General features: G+C 54.8%; 16 protein-coding genes. All 16 read right to left on the bottom strand.

The window, feature by feature from the left end:
* Nucleotides 1-37 precede the first annotated feature (37 nt).
* The gene (locus tag BN3795_RS10635) at nucleotides 38-1,459 is read right to left on the bottom strand and encodes a polysaccharide deacetylase family protein (RefSeq protein WP_068784662.1); all 1,422 of its coding nucleotides are present in this window, start codon (nucleotides 1,457-1,459) and stop codon (nucleotides 38-40) included.
* 129 nt (nucleotides 1,460-1,588) lie between these two features.
* Nucleotides 1,589-3,373: a peptidoglycan D,D-transpeptidase FtsI family protein gene (locus BN3795_RS10630; protein WP_068784661.1), complete on the bottom strand. Its 1,785-nt coding sequence runs from the start codon at nucleotides 3,371-3,373 to the stop codon at nucleotides 1,589-1,591.
* Nucleotides 3,374-3,631: 258 nt separating this feature from the next.
* Nucleotides 3,632-5,809 carry a methyl-accepting chemotaxis protein gene (locus tag BN3795_RS10625; RefSeq protein ID WP_068784660.1) on the bottom strand — a complete coding sequence of 726 codons (2,178 nt, stop codon included), beginning with the start codon at nucleotides 5,807-5,809 and terminating at the stop codon, nucleotides 3,632-3,634.
* 241 nt (nucleotides 5,810-6,050) lie between these two features.
* Entirely contained in the window at nucleotides 6,051-7,385 is a 1,335-nt protein-coding gene (locus BN3795_RS10620; protein ID WP_068784659.1) for a peptidase U32 family protein, read from the bottom strand.
* Nucleotides 7,386-7,477: 92 nt separating this feature from the next.
* On the bottom strand, nucleotides 7,478-8,413 hold the full coding sequence (locus BN3795_RS10615; protein ID WP_068784658.1) for a peptidase U32 family protein: 936 nt from the start codon (nucleotides 8,411-8,413) through the stop codon (nucleotides 7,478-7,480).
* 44 nt (nucleotides 8,414-8,457) lie between these two features.
* Nucleotides 8,458-9,513 (bottom strand): endolytic transglycosylase MltG, encoded by a 1,056-nt coding sequence (gene mltG, locus BN3795_RS10610; RefSeq protein WP_068784657.1) that lies wholly within the window; start codon nucleotides 9,511-9,513, stop codon nucleotides 8,458-8,460.
* 85 nt (nucleotides 9,514-9,598) lie between these two features.
* A complete protein-coding gene (locus BN3795_RS10605; RefSeq protein WP_068784656.1) occupies nucleotides 9,599-9,898 on the bottom strand; it encodes a DUF1292 domain-containing protein in 300 nt (99 codons plus the stop codon).
* Entirely contained in the window at nucleotides 9,891-10,208 is a 318-nt protein-coding gene (locus BN3795_RS10600; RefSeq protein ID WP_068784655.1) for a DUF1292 domain-containing protein, read from the bottom strand. The genes BN3795_RS10605 and BN3795_RS10600 overlap by 8 nt, the downstream gene beginning before the upstream one ends.
* Nucleotides 10,209-10,220: 12 nt before the next feature.
* Nucleotides 10,221-10,637: a Holliday junction resolvase RuvX gene (gene ruvX / locus BN3795_RS10595; protein WP_068784654.1), complete on the bottom strand. Its 417-nt coding sequence runs from the start codon at nucleotides 10,635-10,637 to the stop codon at nucleotides 10,221-10,223.
* 58 nt (nucleotides 10,638-10,695) lie between these two features.
* Nucleotides 10,696-10,956, bottom strand: coding sequence for an IreB family regulatory phosphoprotein (locus BN3795_RS10590; protein WP_068785346.1), 261 nt, complete (start codon nucleotides 10,954-10,956; stop codon nucleotides 10,696-10,698).
* A 133-nt stretch (nucleotides 10,957-11,089) separates the two neighbouring features.
* Nucleotides 11,090-13,714 carry an alanine--tRNA ligase gene (gene alaS / locus BN3795_RS10585; RefSeq protein ID WP_068784653.1) on the bottom strand — a complete coding sequence of 875 codons (2,625 nt, stop codon included), beginning with the start codon at nucleotides 13,712-13,714 and terminating at the stop codon, nucleotides 11,090-11,092.
* Nucleotides 13,715-14,195: 481 nt separating this feature from the next.
* Complete coding sequence (locus BN3795_RS10580) at nucleotides 14,196-15,263, bottom strand: AI-2E family transporter (RefSeq protein ID WP_068785345.1); 1,068 nt, start codon at nucleotides 15,261-15,263, stop codon at nucleotides 14,196-14,198.
* A 476-nt stretch (nucleotides 15,264-15,739) separates the two neighbouring features.
* Nucleotides 15,740-16,894 (bottom strand): mannitol-1-phosphate 5-dehydrogenase, encoded by a 1,155-nt coding sequence (locus BN3795_RS10575; protein ID WP_068784652.1) that lies wholly within the window; start codon nucleotides 16,892-16,894, stop codon nucleotides 15,740-15,742.
* Entirely contained in the window at nucleotides 16,891-17,328 is a 438-nt protein-coding gene (locus BN3795_RS10570; RefSeq protein WP_068784651.1) for a PTS sugar transporter subunit IIA, read from the bottom strand. Before BN3795_RS10570 ends, BN3795_RS10575 begins: the two co-directional genes overlap by 4 nt.
* A 42-nt stretch (nucleotides 17,329-17,370) precedes the next feature.
* On the bottom strand, nucleotides 17,371-19,449 hold the full coding sequence (locus tag BN3795_RS10565) for a BglG family transcription antiterminator (RefSeq protein WP_068784650.1): 2,079 nt from the start codon (nucleotides 19,447-19,449) through the stop codon (nucleotides 17,371-17,373).
* An 83-nt stretch (nucleotides 19,450-19,532) separates the two neighbouring features.
* Nucleotides 19,533-20,972: a PTS mannitol transporter subunit IICB gene (locus BN3795_RS10560; RefSeq protein WP_068784649.1), complete on the bottom strand. Its 1,440-nt coding sequence runs from the start codon at nucleotides 20,970-20,972 to the stop codon at nucleotides 19,533-19,535.
* Nucleotides 20,973-21,123 lie beyond the last annotated feature (151 nt).

Here is a 21,123-nt window from a genome sequence, read left to right as displayed (position 1 = left end):
TACGGCCTTTCTTCTTCCAGAAGAATGAGCGATCCAATTAACGAGTAGGCAATGTGACGCTAAGCAAAGACTCCTCTTCGACGACGACCGGCTTCTCTTCCACGGCATGGCTGCTGCGATGCGAGCCGTGATCGGCGAACCGTTCCAGCAGCACATCCATCGGCATCACAATCATTTTCGGCACCAGCTCTTGAGATTGTTCCTTTAATCTCGACGTTCCGGCAGGATGGATAACACTCATCAATAATTTCAAATAAATTTTGGTCGAGCTGGCAAACCAGCCTCGCGGCAAATCCGTAATGATGAATCCAAATTGCTCCGGCCCCCGGTTAATCATACTAACGCCATACAACGCCTTTACCTCGCTTAACTCGGGATGATCCGTTACATACTTAGCTAATAAGGGCAACGTTTTCTCCACTCCGCGAATCATTTGAATCGCCAGTTGCACGGTTGTTCTGGAGCGGGTCCCGATTTCGTACAATTTCTTGTTGTCAAAATGGAGCTCCATCACCTGATCCCCAGCCTGCAGGACCTTCCCATCGTTCATTGCTACCGGCTTCCCGTGATAAGGCCGGATACGGAAGTGGAAGATCGGATCCTCGGGATTCGGCGTTTTCAACTGGAATACGACGTGGAAGATCTTCTCCCAGAGCAGCCATAAGGCTACGATACTTCGCTTCAGCCAGGAAACCTTCACCGGGGCTCTTCCCTTCGGTGCGGGGGTGCCGGCTTGCCTGCGTCCAAGCTTGGCCTCCTCCGTCACCTCGATCAATTCATCAATGCGGACGCTGCGCATCCCGCGGCGATCCGCCTCCGTCAGCACACGCTCGAGCGCGGTAAGCATTTCCGACGGAGCTCCGGCATTGGCGCCTAAAGTGGCTCCGCAGTCATGCAACAGGAACACCTCTCCGCCCCGCAGCTTCTTCATCATGCGCTTCGTCAATCGATCGGCGCCAACCTTAACCCGCCAATCGCCGAACATGGCCGACCACAAGACGATCTGCGTGTTGCCGCGGTTCGCAAAGTCAAACAAATTGACAATGCCCCACGGCGGACGGTAATAATGGGAGTGAATACCGGTCACGTCGTAGATGATCTTATTCGTCTTCTGAATCTGTTTCTTGACGGCGGCCGGTCCCATCAGCCAATTGGTCTTGTGCACATAATTATGCGTGCCGATCAGATGGCCTTCCTCGTGAATCCGTTTAATCAACTCGGGATATTTCTCCGCATTCGAGCCAACCAGGAAAAAGGTTGCCTTCGCTCCATGACGCTTGAGCAAATCCAGCAATTGCGGAGTATATTTCGGATCAGGACCATCGTCGAACGTGAGCGCAAACTCCTTCTCGCTGATCCCGTGCTTAAATACGCGAAACCCGAAGATCCGAGTGATCAATCCGGGGATAAAAGCGTACAGCGTTGAGATATAAAATAACCATAGCAGCAAAGTCTCCATATGCTTTCCCCACTTTTCTATGATCAATGACTTTGGCATGCTCCGTGAAAAGCATAGCATCTACACTATTTTATCACAGACATCCGCAGTTTAGGCGCATTTTTTTGGGGAAAGCTCAGGAAAAGACGGTTAGCTTGGGGAGGCTAATAAATCCATGGTTCGCCGGAACAACTCCGCCGCAAGGTGCTTGGAACCTTCGGGCCGATTCTGCACAAGAACAGCCACGGCATATTTCGGTTGATCCACCGGCCCATAGCCGATAAACCATTGGTTATTGCGTTGATGATTGTTCTTCAGGACTTCCGCCGTCCCGGATTTCCCTGCCAGTGGCCACTTCGCCTGCTGCAAGGTACGCCCGGTGCCGTCCGTGACGACCAGCCTCATCCAGGAGAGCAGCCGCTGCGCCGTCTGCGGCGTAATTTGTCCGCTGGGGGAAGGCGAGGATTGGGTCGGCAAATCCGTCAACAGTGAACCGTCTTTATAACGGATCTCGCTGACCAAGCGCGGCGCAGTGACCTGTCCGCCGTGGAGCAGGGTGACGACCAGATTTGCCGCTTGCAGCGGGGAGACCCGCACATCCCGCTGGCCGATCGCCGTTTGGGCCCGCACCCCGCCGTCCGCCCCCGCCAGGTTGCTAAACACCGTCCCCGCCTCCTCTTGATCCAGCGGCCGCAGCAAGCTGCCTCCGAGGAAGGCGGGATCCCGCCAACCGACGACACGACCCAAACCCAACTTGGCCGCTGTCCGATCGATCGCTTCCGCACTCAACCGTTCTCCCAATGTGGCGAAGACCACATTGCAAGACTTGGCGAATCCCTCCTCCAGCGTAAGGTTTCCATGCCCGCCGTCCTTCCAGCAGGACAAACCGTATTTTCCGTAATGACCGCTGCAATGAAACACTTCGCCAGGGACTGATACACGCTCTTCCAGGGCGGCAGCTGCTATCACCGTCTTGAAGATCGAGCCGGGGACTGCTGCCTTCACGGCTTTGTTGCTCCAGTTCTCCGCCGCCGGATTAACCTCGTGCGGATCATAAAAGGGCACCGACACCATCGCAGCGATATCCGCTGTCTTCGCATCCAACACGACCACCGCTCCCTCCGTCACGCCCATATCCGCCGCCAACCGCTCAATCTTCTGCTGCAGGGAATCATCCACCGTCGTTAGGACTTGCAACGGATAATATCGGCTGGAGGCTGCATTCACCCTGGTGCCAATCCCGGCGAGCGGGTCTTTGCGGCCATCGACCGTATAGGCGGCTCTGACCCCGCCAAGCCCGCGCAGCCATGCGTCCAGCGTTTTTTCCAAACCTGACGCCCCGACCTGCAAGGTCATCGCCAAGTTGGGTTGATGCGGATCTTCCCGCAGCTTACGGATGACATCCGGTCGCTGCGTCACAAATCCTAACCACTGGTTGCCCCGCTCCCCGGGACCATAACGCGTCATATACGGCAATACCTCGACCCCCTCCAACCGCGGGAATGTACGAGCCGCGACTTCGTCGATCCGAAGCGGCTCGCCCGGTTCGCCGCCGGCTTTTGGCCAAATATAGGGCCGTTCCAGCTCTCCCCACTTGCTTCGAAGTTCAGGGACCGTTGTGCCCAGCGCCGCTGCCAAATTGGCAAGCCGGGAATCTTCGGGCAAATGACGAACCGGAAATAAAATCGGCGTCCACGCCATTTTCCCTGTTAACATCGTTCCGTTTCGATCAAAAAGATGTCCCCGCCCCGGATCCAATTCGATGCTCTCCTCACGCTGCCGGACAGCCAGCTCGTTGACCGTCTTGCCGCCGACGGTTACTGCCTTAAACGCCGAGGTCGTCTGAATCCAGGCGATGCGCAGCGCAAATAACGCGATCACAACCGCGAAGGACAACAGCAGATAAAAGATTCGTTTTTTGCGCAATAACGACATCGTTCGCCCTCCATTCTGCTCTCATTATTTCCTGGGAAAAGTCGAGGTAAACCCTGGCCTGCCCGCTTCGGGTTGAGGTGCAATACGCGCCAGGCGTTCGGGCGTATTCGACACTCGCGGCGGGCATCTCGTTCGCAATGGCGGCGACTCCGCTGCCAAAAACAAAACCCGGCCAAACCTGCAATTGCAGATTGGCCGGGTTTTGATCCCCGATTTCCGGAACCCTCGGAAAATCGGTTCAGGCGCTTAACTTTCTCTCTATACGGTGAACTTCGACAACGACTCCTTCAAGCCGGTGGACACGTTCTCCAATTTGTTCGACAGTTGTACCAGTTGATCGCCAACCGTTTGCTGTTCGCTCGAGAGCGATGCAACCTCTTCGGACGTAGCGGACGATTGCTGTGCAACCGCACTGACGTTGCTCATCGCTTCGGACAGGACCGATTGCGACTCGTTCAACTGGTCGATGGAAGCCGTCACGGAATCAAGATGCCGCACGAACCCTTCCATTTGCTGCTGTACGGATACGAAGATTTGGTTCGTCTCCTGTACCGAGGCGATTTGCTCTTGGAAGATCGGGCTCGCTTCGGACAGAGTCTTGACCGTCTCATTCATCTCTTTCTGAATCGTATCGGTAATTTCGCCAACCATTGTGATCGATTGACGCGATTGATCCGCTAATTGGCGAATTTCGTCGGCAACAACCATGAACCCTCGGCCGGCCGCCCCTGCACGAGCCGCTTCGATTGTTGCGTTCAGCGACAGAATATTCGTTTGCTGCGTAATGTTCTGCATCACATCAAGCACTTTCAAGACCGAACCTGTACTTGCTTTGAGGGAGTCGACCTTGGCGGTCAAGGCGTTGATCATCTCGACCGTTACATTGGTTTTCTCCATCAAGCCGTTCAAATACTCGGTCCCTTGCTGACTCGACTTCTCTACCTGACGGGCCGAAGTCTCCATCTCTTTGTTGGTTTGGATGACGCGTTCCATCTGACGGGAAATATTCTCGGTCAGCTCGTTGCCGCGTTCCGCTTCGTTCGCCAGGCTGGTTGCCCCGTTGGCGATTTCTTCGGTAGCCACCGCAATTTCTTTGGCCGACAACGCGGTTTTGTTCGAGGCTTGGGACAGCTCCGTAGCCGTATCCAATACATCCTGTGCGGAGTTGTTGGTTTGCTTCACGAGAGCGGTGATATTCTCCATCATCACGTTAAAGCTCACTGTCAACTGGCCGATCTCATCCTGCGCTTTCGTGTTCATTCGAACGTTCAGATTCCCCTTAGAGCCTTCCTCCATCAAGTTTCTAAGCTTGCCAAGCGGATGAGCGATCATCCGAACCATCCAAACGCCGATCAGAATCGCGATAATTGCTACAACCACCAAAGAGAATATCGTAAACATCAGAATCCGGTCTGCACTCTTCGTGAGTTCCGCTGCATCTACAGTTCCGATCAATTTCCATCCGGATGCCTGGGTGTTGTAAGAGGCGAGGACGGAGCTGCCGTCTGCATCCTTGGTTCGCAAGCTTCCGGAAGCCTCTTTGCTTTGCCCTAGATCAAATTCGCTCGGCTTCCCTTGATCGCCGTCAATAGAAGAGCCTACTACGACGTTATCTTGAGTCAGCATTTGCAGCTTGGAGTTGTTCCCCAAGTTCACTTCTCTCAGATACCCGTTTAAGATGTCCAAATTGATATCGGCAATCAGGACGAAACGTTTCATGCTGTTTACGCTCTGTACCGAACGAGCCAAACGAAAGACTTCCGTGCTCTTCCCTTCCGACGGAACTTGCAGCCAAATCGTCTTGGTCGTTGCAGCCAGATCCTTAAACCAAGCCTCGTCGCGAACGGTACTCAAAAAAAGGACATCCGCGCTGCCCGAAGTCACATCATCCACGATTTTGTCCGCCGACAGCATGTATACCGCAGAGACGCCTTTCGTAGAGAATGTCAGCGTATTCAAACGCGTTCTCATTTTGTTGGTCGCGGTAAACTTGTCATAGTCCGAGATGTTCGACAAGGAAGCGTCCATAATTGCATTTTGCATCTCGTCGTCCAGGAACATCTGCTGCAGATTTTCCTCATACTTTTGCATGACGATATCCAGCTTTTGCGAGGTTTGAACAATCGTCTGCAGGTTGGCTTGTTCTGCATTGTCCTGAATGGTTGCCTTCGCCATCTGGGAGGACATAATCCCGATCGCCAGTACGAAGAACATGATTGCCACAAAGAAAATCAAGAACAACCGAATGCCTACTGATTTCGAGGGGTTGATTTGTTTCGGAAGCTTGTCCCGCAGCGAACCCAACAAAGCCTTGAAATCTAGCGGTGTTTTTCCCGCCGGCTTACCCGCTTTTGATTTTGTCCGTTCTCCCTTTTGCTTCTTTTCCTTCTTCTTGTTGGTAGTTTCTTGGTCCTCGTTCTTCGGAACCAGACTCATGTTGATCACCCGCCACTCATAATAGTTGCAGACCCAGTCCCTTAGTCTCAGGGTCATGCATAACGCTGTTGGTTGTTCCCATCACTCGTCAGCTATTCGAAATATTCGACAATACCTGACGTTCTCCTCTATAATATCGGTTGGAATTGGGTCGGATTTTAAATAATCTTGACAAAAGTCACAAAAAAGGGCCTTTCGTCCTATAAACGAACAGGCCCCAAAGCATATTGATTTTTCGCATTCACTTCTTTTTGCGCATCATATCGAAATAGGAGACCGGCCGGTCTACCTTCATTTTGATCCGTTGCAGCGGGTGACGGGCTGCATCCAATTCATTGCCGGATTCATCGTAAATCGTTCCAACCTTCTGCTTAAAGAACGTTCCTCCCGGTCCAAAAAATTCCACCTCTTGACCCGGTTTGAAATGGTTCCGCTGCTGAATTGTGGCCATTCCGGTCTTTTCGTCGTACTCCATCACCAATCCGGCGAAGTCGTATGGCGCCGCCTTCTCCTCCGGCTCATAAATATGATCTTCATGATCCGGCGTGTCATAGAAAAATCCTGTATTCAGCGGTCGGTTTGCCGCCTTATTGATCTCATCGATCCACTCCGGCTTCAGCACATAATGTTCCGGGTCCGCCATATACGCATCAATGGCTTGGCGATATACGTTCACAACCGTCGCTACATAATGGATCGACTTCATGCGCCCTTCGATTTTGAAGCTGTCTACTCCGGCGTCAATCAAATCGGGAACATGCGCGATCATGCACAAATCCTTCGATCCCATTGTAAACGCATTGTCGTCCTCCTCAAACAAAGGCAGCTGTGTGACGCCAAGGCGGAACTTCTCCAGCACCCGGCTCTCACGAGCTTCTTCCTCAGAGATCCATTCTCCCTCCGCGCGCGTATCCGTGAACAAGTCATATTTCCAGCGGCAGGATTGACAGCAGCCGCCCCGGTTGGAATCGCGGTCCGTAAAATGATTGGACAGGACGCATCTCCCCGAAAAAGAAGAGCACATCGCCCCATGGATAAACGCCTCGATCTCAATGTCGACATGACGTTTGATTTCCTCGATTTCCTCCAGACTGGTCTCGCGGCCTAACACGACCCGCGGCAATCCCTGGTCTTTCCAGAACTGAACCGCCTGCCAGTTGACAGTTGACTGTTGGGTGCTGAGGTGGACCTCCAGCTCCGGAACAACCCGCTGCGCTGTCCCTATGATCACCGGATCAGCAACGATGATGGCCGCGATCCCCGCGTCGTACAGATTGCGCAAGTATGCCTCGATGCCTTCCAAATCCTCATTGTGGGCGTAAATATTCGTGGCGACGAACACTTTTGCACCGTATTTCTTGGCAAACTCCACGCCTTCCCGCATTTCCTCAAAACTGAAATTATCCGCATTGGAACGAAGGCCGTAGTGTTGTCCCCCGATATATACGGCGTCAGCGCCGTAATGAACGGCGAACTTCAGCTTCTCGAGATTGCCGGCCGGGGCAAGCAGCTCAGGTTTTGCCAGCCGGTTGCGTTTTCCCGCATATTTCGGGATATGCTTCTCCGCAGTTTGCATCTTCGTTCACCTCTCATCATTTTGTTGGTTTATAAGTTTTTTGGTACTTAAATTTGAAATATAGGTCAAAAAGCCGGCTTTTTGACTTCTTCTCAATAGACTTGTTCTTTGTAGAAGAAGCCGAAGGTCAGCTCCCGCTCCGGGTCCTGTACCTCCCGGATCGCTTCGATCCAACCCTCGTCAAGCTCATACCCTTCCGGATCGCGGAAATAGGCTTCGATAGCCTGGCGATAGGAACGAATCACAACCTCGTTATATGTGATCGGCTTCAGCAGCGTCTCGATTTTGAAGCTGTGTACGCCCGAAGCCATCAGCAGGTGCAAGTCTTCTAAAATACAGATATCATCCGAGCTCATGATATGCGTTCCGTTGGTATCTTCAAAAATCGGAAACTTCTCGTCCGGACGCTCCGCCTCGACCAGGAACAGACCGCGGCTTAGGCCCAGATCGCTGCTTGGATCAACCGGTCGTCCTTGATGCCTCATATAACTCTGCACCAAACGGCGCTTCGAGTGATAGATATTGGTCATCCCGTGCACCTGAACCTCCGCCTCGATGTTCAACGAAGGAGGCATGGCCGTGATCTCGTCCATGTTCAACTCGCGCGCAAGCACTACGCGGGATGCGCCCTTCGTCCCCCAATAATTGGCGGTGGCATAGTTAGTGGAGGTCATCTCGGCATTCCAATGCAGCATCAGCTGCGGCGCCACCCGGCGCACCGTCTGAAGCACGGAAGGATCGCCGAATTCGACAGCATCTACGCCGCATTCGGCCACCTGCTTCACGTAATCAGGCAGGTCCCCCAGCATGGCATTCGTCATCAGGTTGTTCAGGCTTACATAGATTTTGGCTCCGTATTCACGGGCGACTTGAACCGCTTCGGCAATGTCTCGTATCGTCATGTCACCGGGTAGACGCATCCCGTATTTAGCCTCGCCGATCAGGGCCGCGTCGGCCCCCGCTGCGAAGTAACGCTTTAATTCTTCCAGCGAGCCGGCAGGGACCAGCAGTTCCGGTTTTTTACTCATCTTGTTACTCCCACCTTTAAGAGGTTCCTGAACCTCCCCATGATTTATGGATTGGCCATGGCCTTGCTTGTCTCGATATTCTTCAAATGCTCCTTATAGGTCTTGGCGAACAGGTGCGCTCCGCTGCCATCCTTCTTGGTCACGTAGAAGAGGTACTCCGAAGCCTCCGGCGTCAGCGCCGCTTCAATCGATTTGAGACTGGGCGCCGCAATCGGTCCGGGTGGCAGCCCTTCGTACAAATACGTATTATAGGGGCTGTCCACGCTTCGTAAATCCGAATAAAGCAGACGCTCCTTCGGTTTATCCAGCACATATTGCACCGTGGCGTCGATTTCCAGCTTCATGCCGTCCTTCAGCCGGTTGTAGATCACGCCCGCGACCATAGGCCGCTCGGCATCAACCACCACTTCCCGCTCCACCAGCGAAGCGACCGTCATCAGCTCGCCTAAAGTTAGGCCGCGAGCCTGCAGTTTTTGTGCAAAATCCGGAATTTTCTCAAGCCGATCCCCGGTTTCCTGCAGCATGCGGGAGATGATGTCCTGCTCGTTGCTGCCTTTTTTCAGCTCATAGGTTTCCGGGAACAAATATCCTTCCAGCCGGAACGTCAACCGCTCGTTCGCCGGGAGCTGCGACAACAGTTCATTGTCAAGACCCGCAGCATCCTTCGCCAGCTGCAGAAACTTGGCTTTGTCGACCAAGCCTTCTTCCGACAACTTGTCAGCCATTTGCTTGACCGTAAAGCCCTCGGGAATCGTAAACCGGATCATCTCCGCCTTGACCACGTCGCCGCGGTTCAGCTTGGCGATGATTTCGTCATACGTTACGCCCGGCTGCATCTCATAAACTCCGGCCTGGAACCGGCTGCCTTCCGATTTCCATTTTAAATACGTGACAAATAAGAAGGAATTTTTAATGAGTCCCTGTTTTTCCAGCAGCTGTGCAATTCCCGATGTCCCCGTTCCCGGTTCAATCGTCACCTTGGCCGTCTGCTCCTTCGCTTCCACAGGCAACATGCCCGTGTATACATAAATTCCGGCCGCTCCTGCTCCGATCACCACGAGCAGCAGCAGGACGGTCAGCCATTTCAGCGCCTTTCTCAAACCGCTTCCCCCTTAACAGCCAAAAAGAGCGGTAAAATCCCGCTCTTCCCGGACTGATCTATCGTGCTCCTGCAACGCCTTCCCGCTACTCTGGAAAGGTCAATTCGTCATAAAGCTCGGATACGTTCTCCCATTCCTCATCGTCATCGATCGTGACCAGCTCAAGCTCATCGCCGGTTGTCAGAATCTTGAAGATCTCCGGTTCTTCCTCCTTGGAGGCATCCTCCGGCTTAAGCACGGCATAGGACGCACCCGCGACGTCAAATTCTTGAACGACTTGGTAGTAGGAAGCATGGCCCGACTCGTCCTCCAGCTCCACGATCGGGCCGAAAGCATCGCGAACCCGCGACGTCATGACCGCTTGGTCTGCCGTAAAATCAGTCATTGCGATCTTCTCCATCAAACTCGTCGATGAGCGTATTAAACGTCTCCTCGACGATTTCCCATTCTTCGTCGCTTTCGATCGTGTACAGCTTCAGGTCATCGCCGTCTTCCTCGTAACGGAACGCGTATACCTCTTCGCTCTCTTCATCTTCATTCCCATCGGAATCCAAAGGAACGACCATCATATACTTGGCGTCCGAACCGTCGACTTCGAATTTCATAATCACTTCGAACTCTTCTTCATTGCCCTCTTCATCGGGGATATAAATAATTTCCGGTTCTTCTTCATTTCCGATACGATCTTTAGACATACGCGATCACCCTCACTTTATACTCTTAGAGTCCAAATAATTTTGCAAAATCAAGCTGGCGGCCATCTTGTCGACGACACCCTTGCGCTTCTTCCGGCTGACATCCGCCTCCAGCAGCGTTCGCTGCGCCGACACGGTCGTCAGCCGTTCATCCCAGAGATGCACGGGCAGATCCAGCCTGCTCCGCAAATCCTCGGCAAACGCCATGCATATTTCTCCCCGGGGACCAATCGTGCCGTTCATATTCTTCGGCAATCCTACAACGATCTCCTCCACCTCGTGCTGCTTCACCAGCTCGGCGATGCGCTCGAACTCGCTGCCTTCCCTTCGGCGCTCGATGGTTTCAAGCCCTTGGGCGGTCCAGCCCAAGCTGTCGCTCAGAGCGACTCCGATCCGACGATCCCCGTAGTCCAGACCCATGATTTTCATGCGTTGCTCCTTTAATGCGTATCCGCGCCTCTTTCAGTACCGAGAAGGATCGTTTCCCTTAACGGTGGCCCGCCATGTAGAAGCGCACCAGCTCTTCGATCAGCTCATCGCGTTCTTTCTTGCGGACCAAACTTCTCGCATTGTTATGACGCGGTATATAGGCCGGATCGCCCGACAACAAATATCCGACGATCTGGTTAACCGGATTGTATTCCTTCTCCTGCAACGCTTGGTATACCGTAAGAAGAATTTCCTGCGCCGACGCCTCTTGTTCATCGCCTTTGACGTTAAATTTGACGGTTTTATCCATGGAGTCCATGATGACACCTCGCTTCTTCGACATACGCCTTTATGATCGCAGCTGTTTTCCTCTTAGCTTAATCATACTATACCATATCATCGGTTCCATAAGGAAATTTTCGGTGGGTGGCCCCGTCAAATTCACGGCCTTCTCAGGCTTGAGAAGCAATCCATTCCGCCGCTTTCTTCAAGGCTTCGTCCAGTTTGCTGGCGTCCTTCCCGCCGGCCTGGGCCATATCCGGCCGGCCGCCGCCGCCGCCGCCGCAGACCGCGGCCACTTCTTTGACGAGCTTGCCGGCATGAAGTCCGCGCGCCACTTCTTCTTTTGGCACGACGACGACAAAATTCACCTTATCCTCGCTTGGAGCCCCCAGGACCAGCACGGCATCCGGCAGCTTCACCTTCAGCTCGTCAGCCAGTGTGCGCAGCGCGTCCATGCTGCCGGCCTGTACGCGAGCGGCCAACAGCCTGGTTTGACCGACGCTGACGACCTGACTCGTCAATTCACCGGCTTCGATCACGCTGAGCTTGCTCTGCAGCGATTCGTTCTCGCGGCCAAGCTCCTTCAACTGCTGGAACAACCCTTCGACCCGTTTCGGCACGTCGTTCACGTTCGATTTTAGCAAGCCGGCCGCCTGCTTCAGCAGATCCAGCTGACCGTCCATGAACAGATAAGCGCCTCGCCCGGTCACTGCCTCGATCCGGCGCACACCGGAGCCGATGCCGCTTTCGCTCACGATTTTGAACAGGCCGATCTCGGCCGAGTTGTTCACGTGGCAGCCGCCGCAGAGTTCCAGGCTGTAGTCGCCGATTTGGACGACGCGAACGATATCCCCGTATTTCTCGCCGAACAGCGCCATAGCGCCCATCGCTTTAGCCTCATCGATAGGCTTCAGCGTGATCGTCACCGGCAGCGCATTCCAAATCTGCTCATTGACGCGGCGCTCAATCTCAACCAGTTCCTCCGGCGATATGCTGCCGAGATGGGAGAAGTCGAAGCGCAGACGCTGCGGTTCAACGAGGGATCCCGCCTGGTTCACATGCTCGCCGAGCGTGTCTTTCAACGCTTGGTGCAGCAGGTGAGTTGCCGTATGGTTCTTCACCGTATGGCTGCGTTGTTCCCGGTCCACAGAGGCCGTGACTTCCGCCCCCACCCGCAGCTCGCCGGTTTCCACCGTGACCTGATGGACATGCTGCCCGTGCGGTGCCTTGAACAGGCCTTCGACGGACGCGCGGCCGGAGTCGCTCTGAATCGTCCCCTGGTCGCTGACCTGGCCGCCGCTTTCCGCATAGAATGGCGTCGAAGCCAAGATCATTTGGCCCGACTGACCGGCGCTTAGCGAATCCACGAGGGCGTCGTCGACCACGATAGCCGCGATGCGGGTAGTAACTTCAAGCTCATTATATCCAACGAAATCCGTTTTAGTCGTAAAATCCGCCAGAACCCCGCCTTGCACTTTCATGCTGCCGCTCTCATGACGGGCGGCCCGGGCGCGTTCGCGCTGTTCTTCCATAGCGGCCTCAAAACCCTCACGATCGACGCCCAGCCCATGTTCTGCCGCAAAATCCTCGGTCAGATCCAATGGGAACCCGTACGTGTCGTACAGCTTAAACGCGTCCGCCCCGCTAATCAACGTGCGGCCGGCCGCTTTGGCTTCCCCGCTGATGTCCGCCAAAATCGCCAAGCCGTCGCTCAGCGTTTCATGGAACCGTTCTTCCTCCGCGCGAATGACCTTCTCGATGAACTCGCGTTTGGTGACGACATCCGTATAGTAAGTGCCCATGATGTCCCCGACGGTTCTCACCAGACCGTACATAAACGGCTTGTCCAGACCGATCAGCTTGCCGTAACGCACCGCGCGGCGCAGCAGGCGGCGAATGACATAACCCCGGCCTTCGTTGGACGGCAGCACGCCGTCGGCCACGGCAAACGTCACCGTACGAATGTGGTCGGCAATCACCTTAAGCGCCACGTCGCTCTCCTCAGCCGTACCGTAAGTGACCCCGGCCATTTGGGCCGTCTTGAGAATAATCGGTTGGAACAGGTCGGTGTCGAAGTTGGAGTTCACATCCTGCAAAATGGACGCGAACCGCTCCAGACCGGCCCCGGTATCGATGTTCTTGTTCGGAAGCGGCGTATAGCTGCCGTCCTTGTTATGGTTAAACTGCGAGAACACGAGGTTCCAGACCTCAAGGAAACGTTCGTTCTCCCCGCCCGGATAACATTCGGGATCGGACAGGTCGCCGTAAGCTTCGCCGCGGTCGTAGAAAATTTCCGTACAAGGTCCGCAAGGCCCTTCGCCGATATCCCAGAAGTTGTCCTCCAGCTTAATGATGCGCTCCGCCGGAAGGCCTACTTTTTCATTCCACAATGTAAAGGCTTCTTCATCTTCGGGATATACGGTCACCGACAGACGCTCCGGGTCAAAACCGATCCACTTCTTGTCCGTCAGGAATTCCCAAGCCCACGTAATGGCTTCTTCTTTAAAATAATCCCCGATCGAGAAGTTCCCCAGCATCTCAAAAAACGTATGGTGCCGGCGCGTCTTGCCAACGTTCTCGATATCATTGGTGCGAATGCATTTTTGCGAGTTCGTCAGGCGCGGATTTTCCGGCTTCACCCGACCGTCGAAATAAGGCTTGAGCGGGGCCATCCCGGCGTTGATCCACAGCAGCGATGGATCGTTATGCGGAACGAGCGAAGCGCTTGGTTCGATTTTATGGCCTTTGCTTGCAAAGAACTCCAGCCATTTGGAACGGATTTCACTTGCTTTCATCGTATTGCCCTCCTAAATGTTCCTCTAAAAATAACAAAAACGCCCCTGAAAATCAGGGACGATTGCATCGCGGTACCACCCTGGTTATCGCTCCCGAGCGGCTGGACCTCTGTCCGCCGGCGTCTGCAGCGATCGCCTCGTCGGTCCGGTAACGGGGACCTGCCGGTGAATTTGTAGCTCACACTCCGAAATTAGCTTTCCGTTCGCGCAAGATTTCAGGTTCTCTCAGCCGCCGCTTAAGGCTATCCCTTGCGGGGCACCCAGCCGCGGAACCTTTCTCTGGCAAATCCGCTTACCGAACGTACTTGATTTCATCAACGTTTTCGATTTTGCACATAACATTTTAAGTATATAAGGCGCTTGACGCCGTGTCAATGCAGCGGGTTCACATCGCCTTGCGCCGAACGTAGTAAGCATAGAAATGCTGGATAACCACCTTCACCACGGCAAAAAACGGCACGGCCAAAATCAGCNAGCGGGTTCACATCGCCTTGCGCCGAACGTAGTAAGCATAGAAATGCTGGATAACCACCTTCACCACGGCAAAAAACGGCACGGCCAAAATCAGCCCGGGAACCCCCGCCAGCTCCCCGCCGATCAAGAGTGCCAGAATTATCAGCATCGGGTGCATATGCAGGCTCCGTCCCACCACCTGCGGGGAGATAACGTTGCTCTCGATCGTTTGGCAGACCATGTTGACGAGCAGGACGAGCAGGACCATTTTCCAGGAGATCGTTGTAGCCATGACCATAGCCGGAGCTGCCCCGAGAAACGGGCCCAGGTAAGGAATAATGTTGCACAGCGCAACCACTCCCGCCAGCAACAGCGCAAACGGCATCCCGATGAGCATATAGCCGATATAAGCCAATATCCCGATAATGACGCAGACCAGCAGTTGTCCCCGGACATAGTTGCCCAGGGCCATGTCGATTTCCTTCAGCAGCGTGATGATCGATTTGCGCCGCGAGCGCGGCAAATACTGCAGCATCAGCCGTTCGATCAGCTCGATGTCCTTCAGCATGTAGAAGATCAGGAACGGGATAATGAACGCATTAAACACCACGCCGATCGTCGCCCCGATATTGTCCAAGAAGCCGGAAATGGCGCTCGCCATCCGATTTTCGAATTGATAGAACCAATTGTTCATCCCCATGCGAATGCTCCCCGGCAAAAGACCGTTGTCCCAACGGTTCATCATTTGCTGCGTGTGGATGGTCAGCTCCGGCAAATGCTCGCCCAGCTCCTCCAGCTGTTCAACGAACATCGGGATCACATTCATGAGCACGACGGTAAAGCCGGTCAGGAATACCGCGTAGATCAGCAGTACAGCCATCGTCCGCGGCACTTTGCGCCCGCCGAGCATCCGGACGATCGGATTCAAGACGTAAGAGATGATAACGGCGATCACGAACGGGGCGAAGACGGCCTTCAAAAATCCGTAGACGAGCGAAAACATCGGACGCAGCTGCCACACGAAAAACAAAATTACCAACCCAAGCAGCAGCCAAACGCCATATCGAAACAGCTTGCTTCGGGTGATCGGTTCCATCGGTTCTATCGGCCCCTTTGGTTCCATCGGCTCCAAACCTCCTCCCTCTTACGCGGCGAATTCTTCGTATAGATCAGTATTTGCCTGGGGAGGGAAATTTATGAGGGGAGGGGGCGGGGAGCCGACAGATGAATTGTTCTCCTCACGACAGACCTTAACGGAACGAGGAGCCGCTATGAAGTCATTTCCCGGAGATTTCCCGCTCTAACGGAACCACAAGCCGCTATTGACCTCCAAATCGAGCGGATTGAGCGAAAAAAGCAGGAATAAGGCCATCTGGTTCCGTTATTTCTACCAAGCTCCCGTTTCTAGCACAATAACGTCTCTGAGTTCCGTTACGTCACGTTAGTCCAAGTGCGGCGGGAGGTTCTGCCAACTTATGCCTCTGCCGGACGCTCACTCGTCACCTCCCGCAAACCAAAAGCCCGGCTCATCCTTACGATTCGCCGGGCTAGTGCAAGTTCGCGTTACCGCGCTCAGCGGCTCTTCAACTCCTCATAATGCGCCAGGGCCGCTTGATGGATCGGGTGCTCGGCGTCGAGGCCGGTGTATTTGGCCAAGGTCTGCGAAGCGCCGACTTCTCGCAGCGACGCTAGCAGCTCTGCGGCCTCCGGATCGTCCGGAGACTCGAAGCGGAGCGCCATCGCCATCGTCAGCGCCAGGTAGCCATATCCAAGCTCCCGTTCATACGCCTGCGTCGCCGGGGAGACCAGCCGGTCGCCGGCGGACAGCTTGCGGATCGGTGAACGGCCGACCCGCGAAACCTCGTCCGTCAGCGCCGGATTGGCGAAGCGCTCCAGCGTCGTATCGATATATGCCTGATGCTCGGCTGACGAGAACCCATGTTTCGCCATAAGCACCGCCCCGGTCTCCGAAAGGACGGCACGCACATGATGAACGACCTTCTCGTCGTTCATCGCTTCCTGAATCGTAGCATGTCCCTGCAGGTATCCCATATAAGCGGCCGAGCAATGGCCGGTATTTACGGTAAATAATTTGCGTTCAATGTAGGGCTCCAATCGATCGACGTAATGAACCCCCTCCACCCGGTGGAAGCCGTCGAACATTTGCGATTGGTCGACCGCCCATTCATAAAAAGGCTCAACCACGACTTGCAGCGGATCCTCATGCTGCTGCAGCGGAACGATCCGGTCGACCGCCGCATCGGGGAACGCCACATTGGCGTCCGCCCACTTTCGGGTCGCTTCATCCAACTGAGCATAGACATGCTCTTTAAGCTGGGAGCTACCGCCGATGGCATTCTCGCAGGCGATGACGTGCAGAGGGGCTGCTGCTGCATTACTCTTCCGCAGCATCAAGCCTTGGGCAATCGTGCCGGCGATATGCTTCAACACCGTAACGCCAACCGCCGTCGTCACCACATCAGCTCCGGCAATCGCCCGGGCGGCGGCCACGGGGTCGTTCATGCTGTTGATCGCCGTCACACCGCGGACGATGGCAGTTTCCCGCTGGTCGCTGGCAAGCGTGACGGGGTATTCCTTGCGCCGCGCCAGCTCCGAGACGAGCTTCTCATTCACGTCCACAAAACAAACCTCATAACCCGAACGGGATAACAGCAAGCCGATAAAACCTCTGCCGATATTGCCTGCACCAAAATGAACGGCCTTCATCCCTCCATGCCCCCTTCCAGGATTTCCGCGATTTCCTCTTCAGTTTGGGCATTCATAATCCGCTCCAGATTGGACTCGTCGGTGAACACCATAGCGACATTGGTCAGGACCTCCATATGATCCCCGCCGGCGGCAGCAATCCCGATGACGATAAAGGCCGGCTCGTCGCCGCCGAAGTCGACGCCTTCCGGGAAGCGCACAACCGACAGTCCGGTCGAGGAAATCATGCTCTTGGCCTCCTTCGTCCCGTGCGGGATCGCCAGACCGCCACCCATATAAGTGGAGACGATCTCTTCGCGTTCCACCATTTTGTCGACGTATTCTTCCGTAACGTGGCCGGCATCCACCAGCAGCTTTCCGGCCATGCGGATGGCCTCGTATTTATCGCTGGCTTTCCCATTCAGTACAATTTTCTCTTTAGACAGTAGTTTCATGATTATTCTCTCCCTTTCCACTTATTGTCCTATCTTCTGTGTTTACAGGTTCTCAAAATAAACCAGCAGCTCGGTTGCCAAAAAATTGCGAATTTCCTGACACTCCCCCGTTTCCAGCAGCTCCACCAGCTCCGGCTTCAGCAGCAAGGCGCTGATTTCGCTCAGCACCTCCAGGCTTTCGCGCGACAGCTCGCGCGGCGCAAGCATGAACAGCAGCGCCCCGACCTCCGTACCGCCGTCCAGCAGCACAGGCTCCTCCAGCCGGAACAGGGCCAACGATCGATAATTCACGAACCGGGTCCGCGTATGGAATAGCGCCAACGAGGTGCCCGGAATGACCTGGCTGGCCATTTTCTCCCGTTCCAATAACCGGTCGGTGACGGCTCCAACGTCGGCAACGGGAGGCGGAACAAAGGATTGGTTTATTCCCTCCAGCGCCGTCATCACCGTCTCCCGCAGCGAATCCCCCCGGTTGTTCAGAGCGTGAACGTCGAATTGTTCCAACACGCTGACAACTTCGCTCAAAGCCATTGACAACGTCCGCACCTTGTCAAAAGCCCGGGTCTTGGACGACTCCGGCTCGGGCGCCGGCTTCCGCGACTTCAACGTCGTGTGCTGCACGTACTCCAGCAACCGCTCGCTGTCCTCTTCCGTGAGCAGCGGACTCAACTTGACATACCGATCCTCCGGCAGAGGCAAATCGATCGTCGAGATGATCAAATCGTAATCGGACTCCGGAAGCCGCTTGGCTTCATACCATGACACGTTGCCCAGCACCTCGATCTGCGGCATCTCCTTCGCCAGCCGGGTGGCCAGCAGCTTGGAAGAGCTTAGTCCGCTCGAGCAGACCAGGATCGCCCTCACGTTGCGGCCCAGTTGGTTTAACCGTTCGACCGAAGCCCCGAAATGCATCACCAGGAATCCGATCTCCTCGTCCGGGACTTCCAGACCGGAGGCGCTGTCGTCCATCGCCTCGCGAACGATGCCGAAGAGTTCCTCATAGTCTTTTCGAATGGCCCCCAACAGCGGATTGCGGATTCGCGAGCCCTCACGGATTCGTTTAAACGCCGGTCCCATATGCTCGAGCAGGCCGCTGCGCAGCAGGCGGTCTTCCTGAAACGGGATACCGGTTCGCTTAACGACGTTCTCCGTCAGCCGATACACGGTATCGACCAGCTCCAAATCCGTTTGGACGAGCTCGGGGGAGGTTTCCTTGGCCCGGCTGAACAACGAATTCAAATAGGCGATTTCCTCCGGCGGGAACTCCATCTCCAGCATATCAGCCAAGCGAAGGGCAAAGCGGGAGGTTTCGGCCTCCTCCTGCTCCGCGCCCCCGACCGGAACCGGCTTCCCCTGACCCGCAATCCTTTCCACAAACCTTCCCGCTTTGATGCGATTTACCGATACGGAGAGATGGATCAACAGCTGCGTGTAGGCATTTTCGGACAGGTGTTCCGTCCAATTCCAGTTCATCGCCCAAAGCGCGTTCTCCACCGTCATCAGGTTATGCGTGCCGACGACCTCCAGCAGCCTGGCGGTTGCCGAGGAAATCTGGCTTTCCGGAGAGCCTCCAATCAGGTCGGAGTAATCCAGATGATCGGCCGCCAACTGGCATAACGCCGTGCGTTTCCCCTGTTCATCGCCGATCAGCTCAACGCCGTAACCCCTGCGGCGGACCAGCTCCAGCCCAAACCTTCGGACCCAGGGTTCGACCGCATCCAAATCACTGCTGATGGTCGCCACGGTCACCTTCAAGCCATGAGCCAGCGTAAACAGCTTGCAAGGTTCCTGCTCCTCCAGCAGCCGGCAGATCAGCAAGAGTTGCCGCTCCTCCCCGGAATAATCGCTTGGCTTATCCACCAGCAGCAATCGCTTGGCCTCCTGGAGCTTCTCGCCTTCTTCGCGGTCGGGGGAACTGCTCCAAACGGAGATCCCGGTACCCGATTTCCGGTGCAGGACCAATCCGAAATAAGCCAGAATTTTCTCAATCTCGTCCAATTCCCGGTGAACCGTTCTGACGCTGACGTTGATCTCCGCAGCGATTTCAGCGGCGGTCATCCCGTTCTTGCGACCGAGGAGGAGGATGAGGATCTGCTTTTGTCGTGCGGTCATTTTCCTCATATCAAGTCTCTCCCTAATATAGACGCAAAACACCGGCGAAAAATCGCCAGTGTTTTGCCCCCGCATCGTAACCGGCGACTCTATTAGCCTTTCAGCCGTTCGACCAGTTCATCGTATTTGGGACTCTTCAGGAAATTATCAATGGAGATATGCTCGGCGTCCGGTTTTTTCGCGATCGCGCGATCCGTCAGCGTTTTTTGCGTGATGACGATGTCGGCATCGTTTGGAATTTCGCTGATCGCCGAATTGACGACCGTCACCTGCACGCCGGCGTCCTGCATTTTCTTTCTCAGCACCGAAGCGCCCATTGCGCTGGAACCCATGCCGGCATCGCAAGCGAACACGATTTTATTCACCGTTTGCTTTTGCACGCCGCCCGTTGCAGCAGGAGCTGCAGCTTGGGTTTTGGTCCCCGCAGCTTTCATCTCTTTCATTTTAGCCGAAGCTTCGTCCAGATTCATATCCTCTTCATCTTGTTTACCCGTTTTGAGCAGCAGCGAAGCGACCAGGAACGAAACGACGGTTGCCACAATAACCCCGCTTAGCATCGAGACATAGCCGCCCTTCGGCGTCATCAGGAAGTAAGCGAAAATACTACCCGGCGAAGGTGAACCAACAAGACCTGCACCCGTCAATTGGAACGTGAACGTACCTGCCACACCGCCGGCAATCGCTGCCAGAATCAGGACCGGTCTCATCAGGATGTACGGGAAGTAAATCTCGTGAATCCCGCCCAAGAAGTGGATCACCACTGCGCCTGGAGCTGATTGTTTCACCATACCGCGTCCGAAGACCCAATATGCCAGCAGGATACCCAGACCTGGACCCGGGTTGGATTCGAGCATGAACAGCATCGATTTCCCGATCCGCAGCGCTTCTTCCGAAGCAATTGGCGTAATGACACCATGGTTGATGGCATTGTTCAGGAACAATACTTTACCCGGTTCAATGATGATGTTGACCAGCGGAAGCAATTTCGCATCCACCAGGAAGTCAACGCCCGAAGACAAGGCCTTGCTGATCGCGGTTACGACCGGACCCACGCCGGAGTATGCACCAAGCGCCATCAGGCCGCCCAGAATCCCGATCGAGAAGTTGTTGACCAGCATTTCGAAGCCGGATCTGATTTTGCCGTCTACCACTCTGTCGAACTGCTTAATGACCCAAGCGGACAAAGGACCCACGATCATGGCGCCGAGGAACATCGGAATGTCGCTGCCGACGATAACCCCCATCGTTACGATCGCTGCCGTCACGGCACCGCGTTTCCCATGAATCATGTTGCCGCCGGTGTAACCGATCAGAAGCGGCAGCAAGAATTTGATCATCGGATCGACCAGCTTGCCGAGATATTCGTTCGGAATCCAGCCGGTTGGTATGAAGAGTGCGGTAATGAGCCCCCAGGCGATAAATGCGCCGATATTCGGCATGACCATTCCGCTGAGCGCACGACCGAACTGCTGGACCTTGACCCGGACTCCGCCGGTTCCTGCAGACGGTTCTTTCGTTTGTGCTATAGCCATAAAGAGAAACCCCCTTAAAATGATGTACGGACCATCAACAATCTGAACTTGTTGGATTACCGTGTTTCTATCCTCATCCTAATTCAAAGCGCTTTCTTTCTCAATCAAATCAAAACACGGTTTCGTCATGATTATTGTTGACAACATTTGA

This window comes from Paenibacillus phocaeensis (assembly GCF_900021165.1).
GTDB lineage: Bacteria > Bacillota > Bacilli > Paenibacillales > Paenibacillaceae > Fontibacillus > Fontibacillus phocaensis.
Note: the sequence above shows the minus strand (reverse complement) of the source record. Positions and strands in the feature narration are given on the sequence as shown.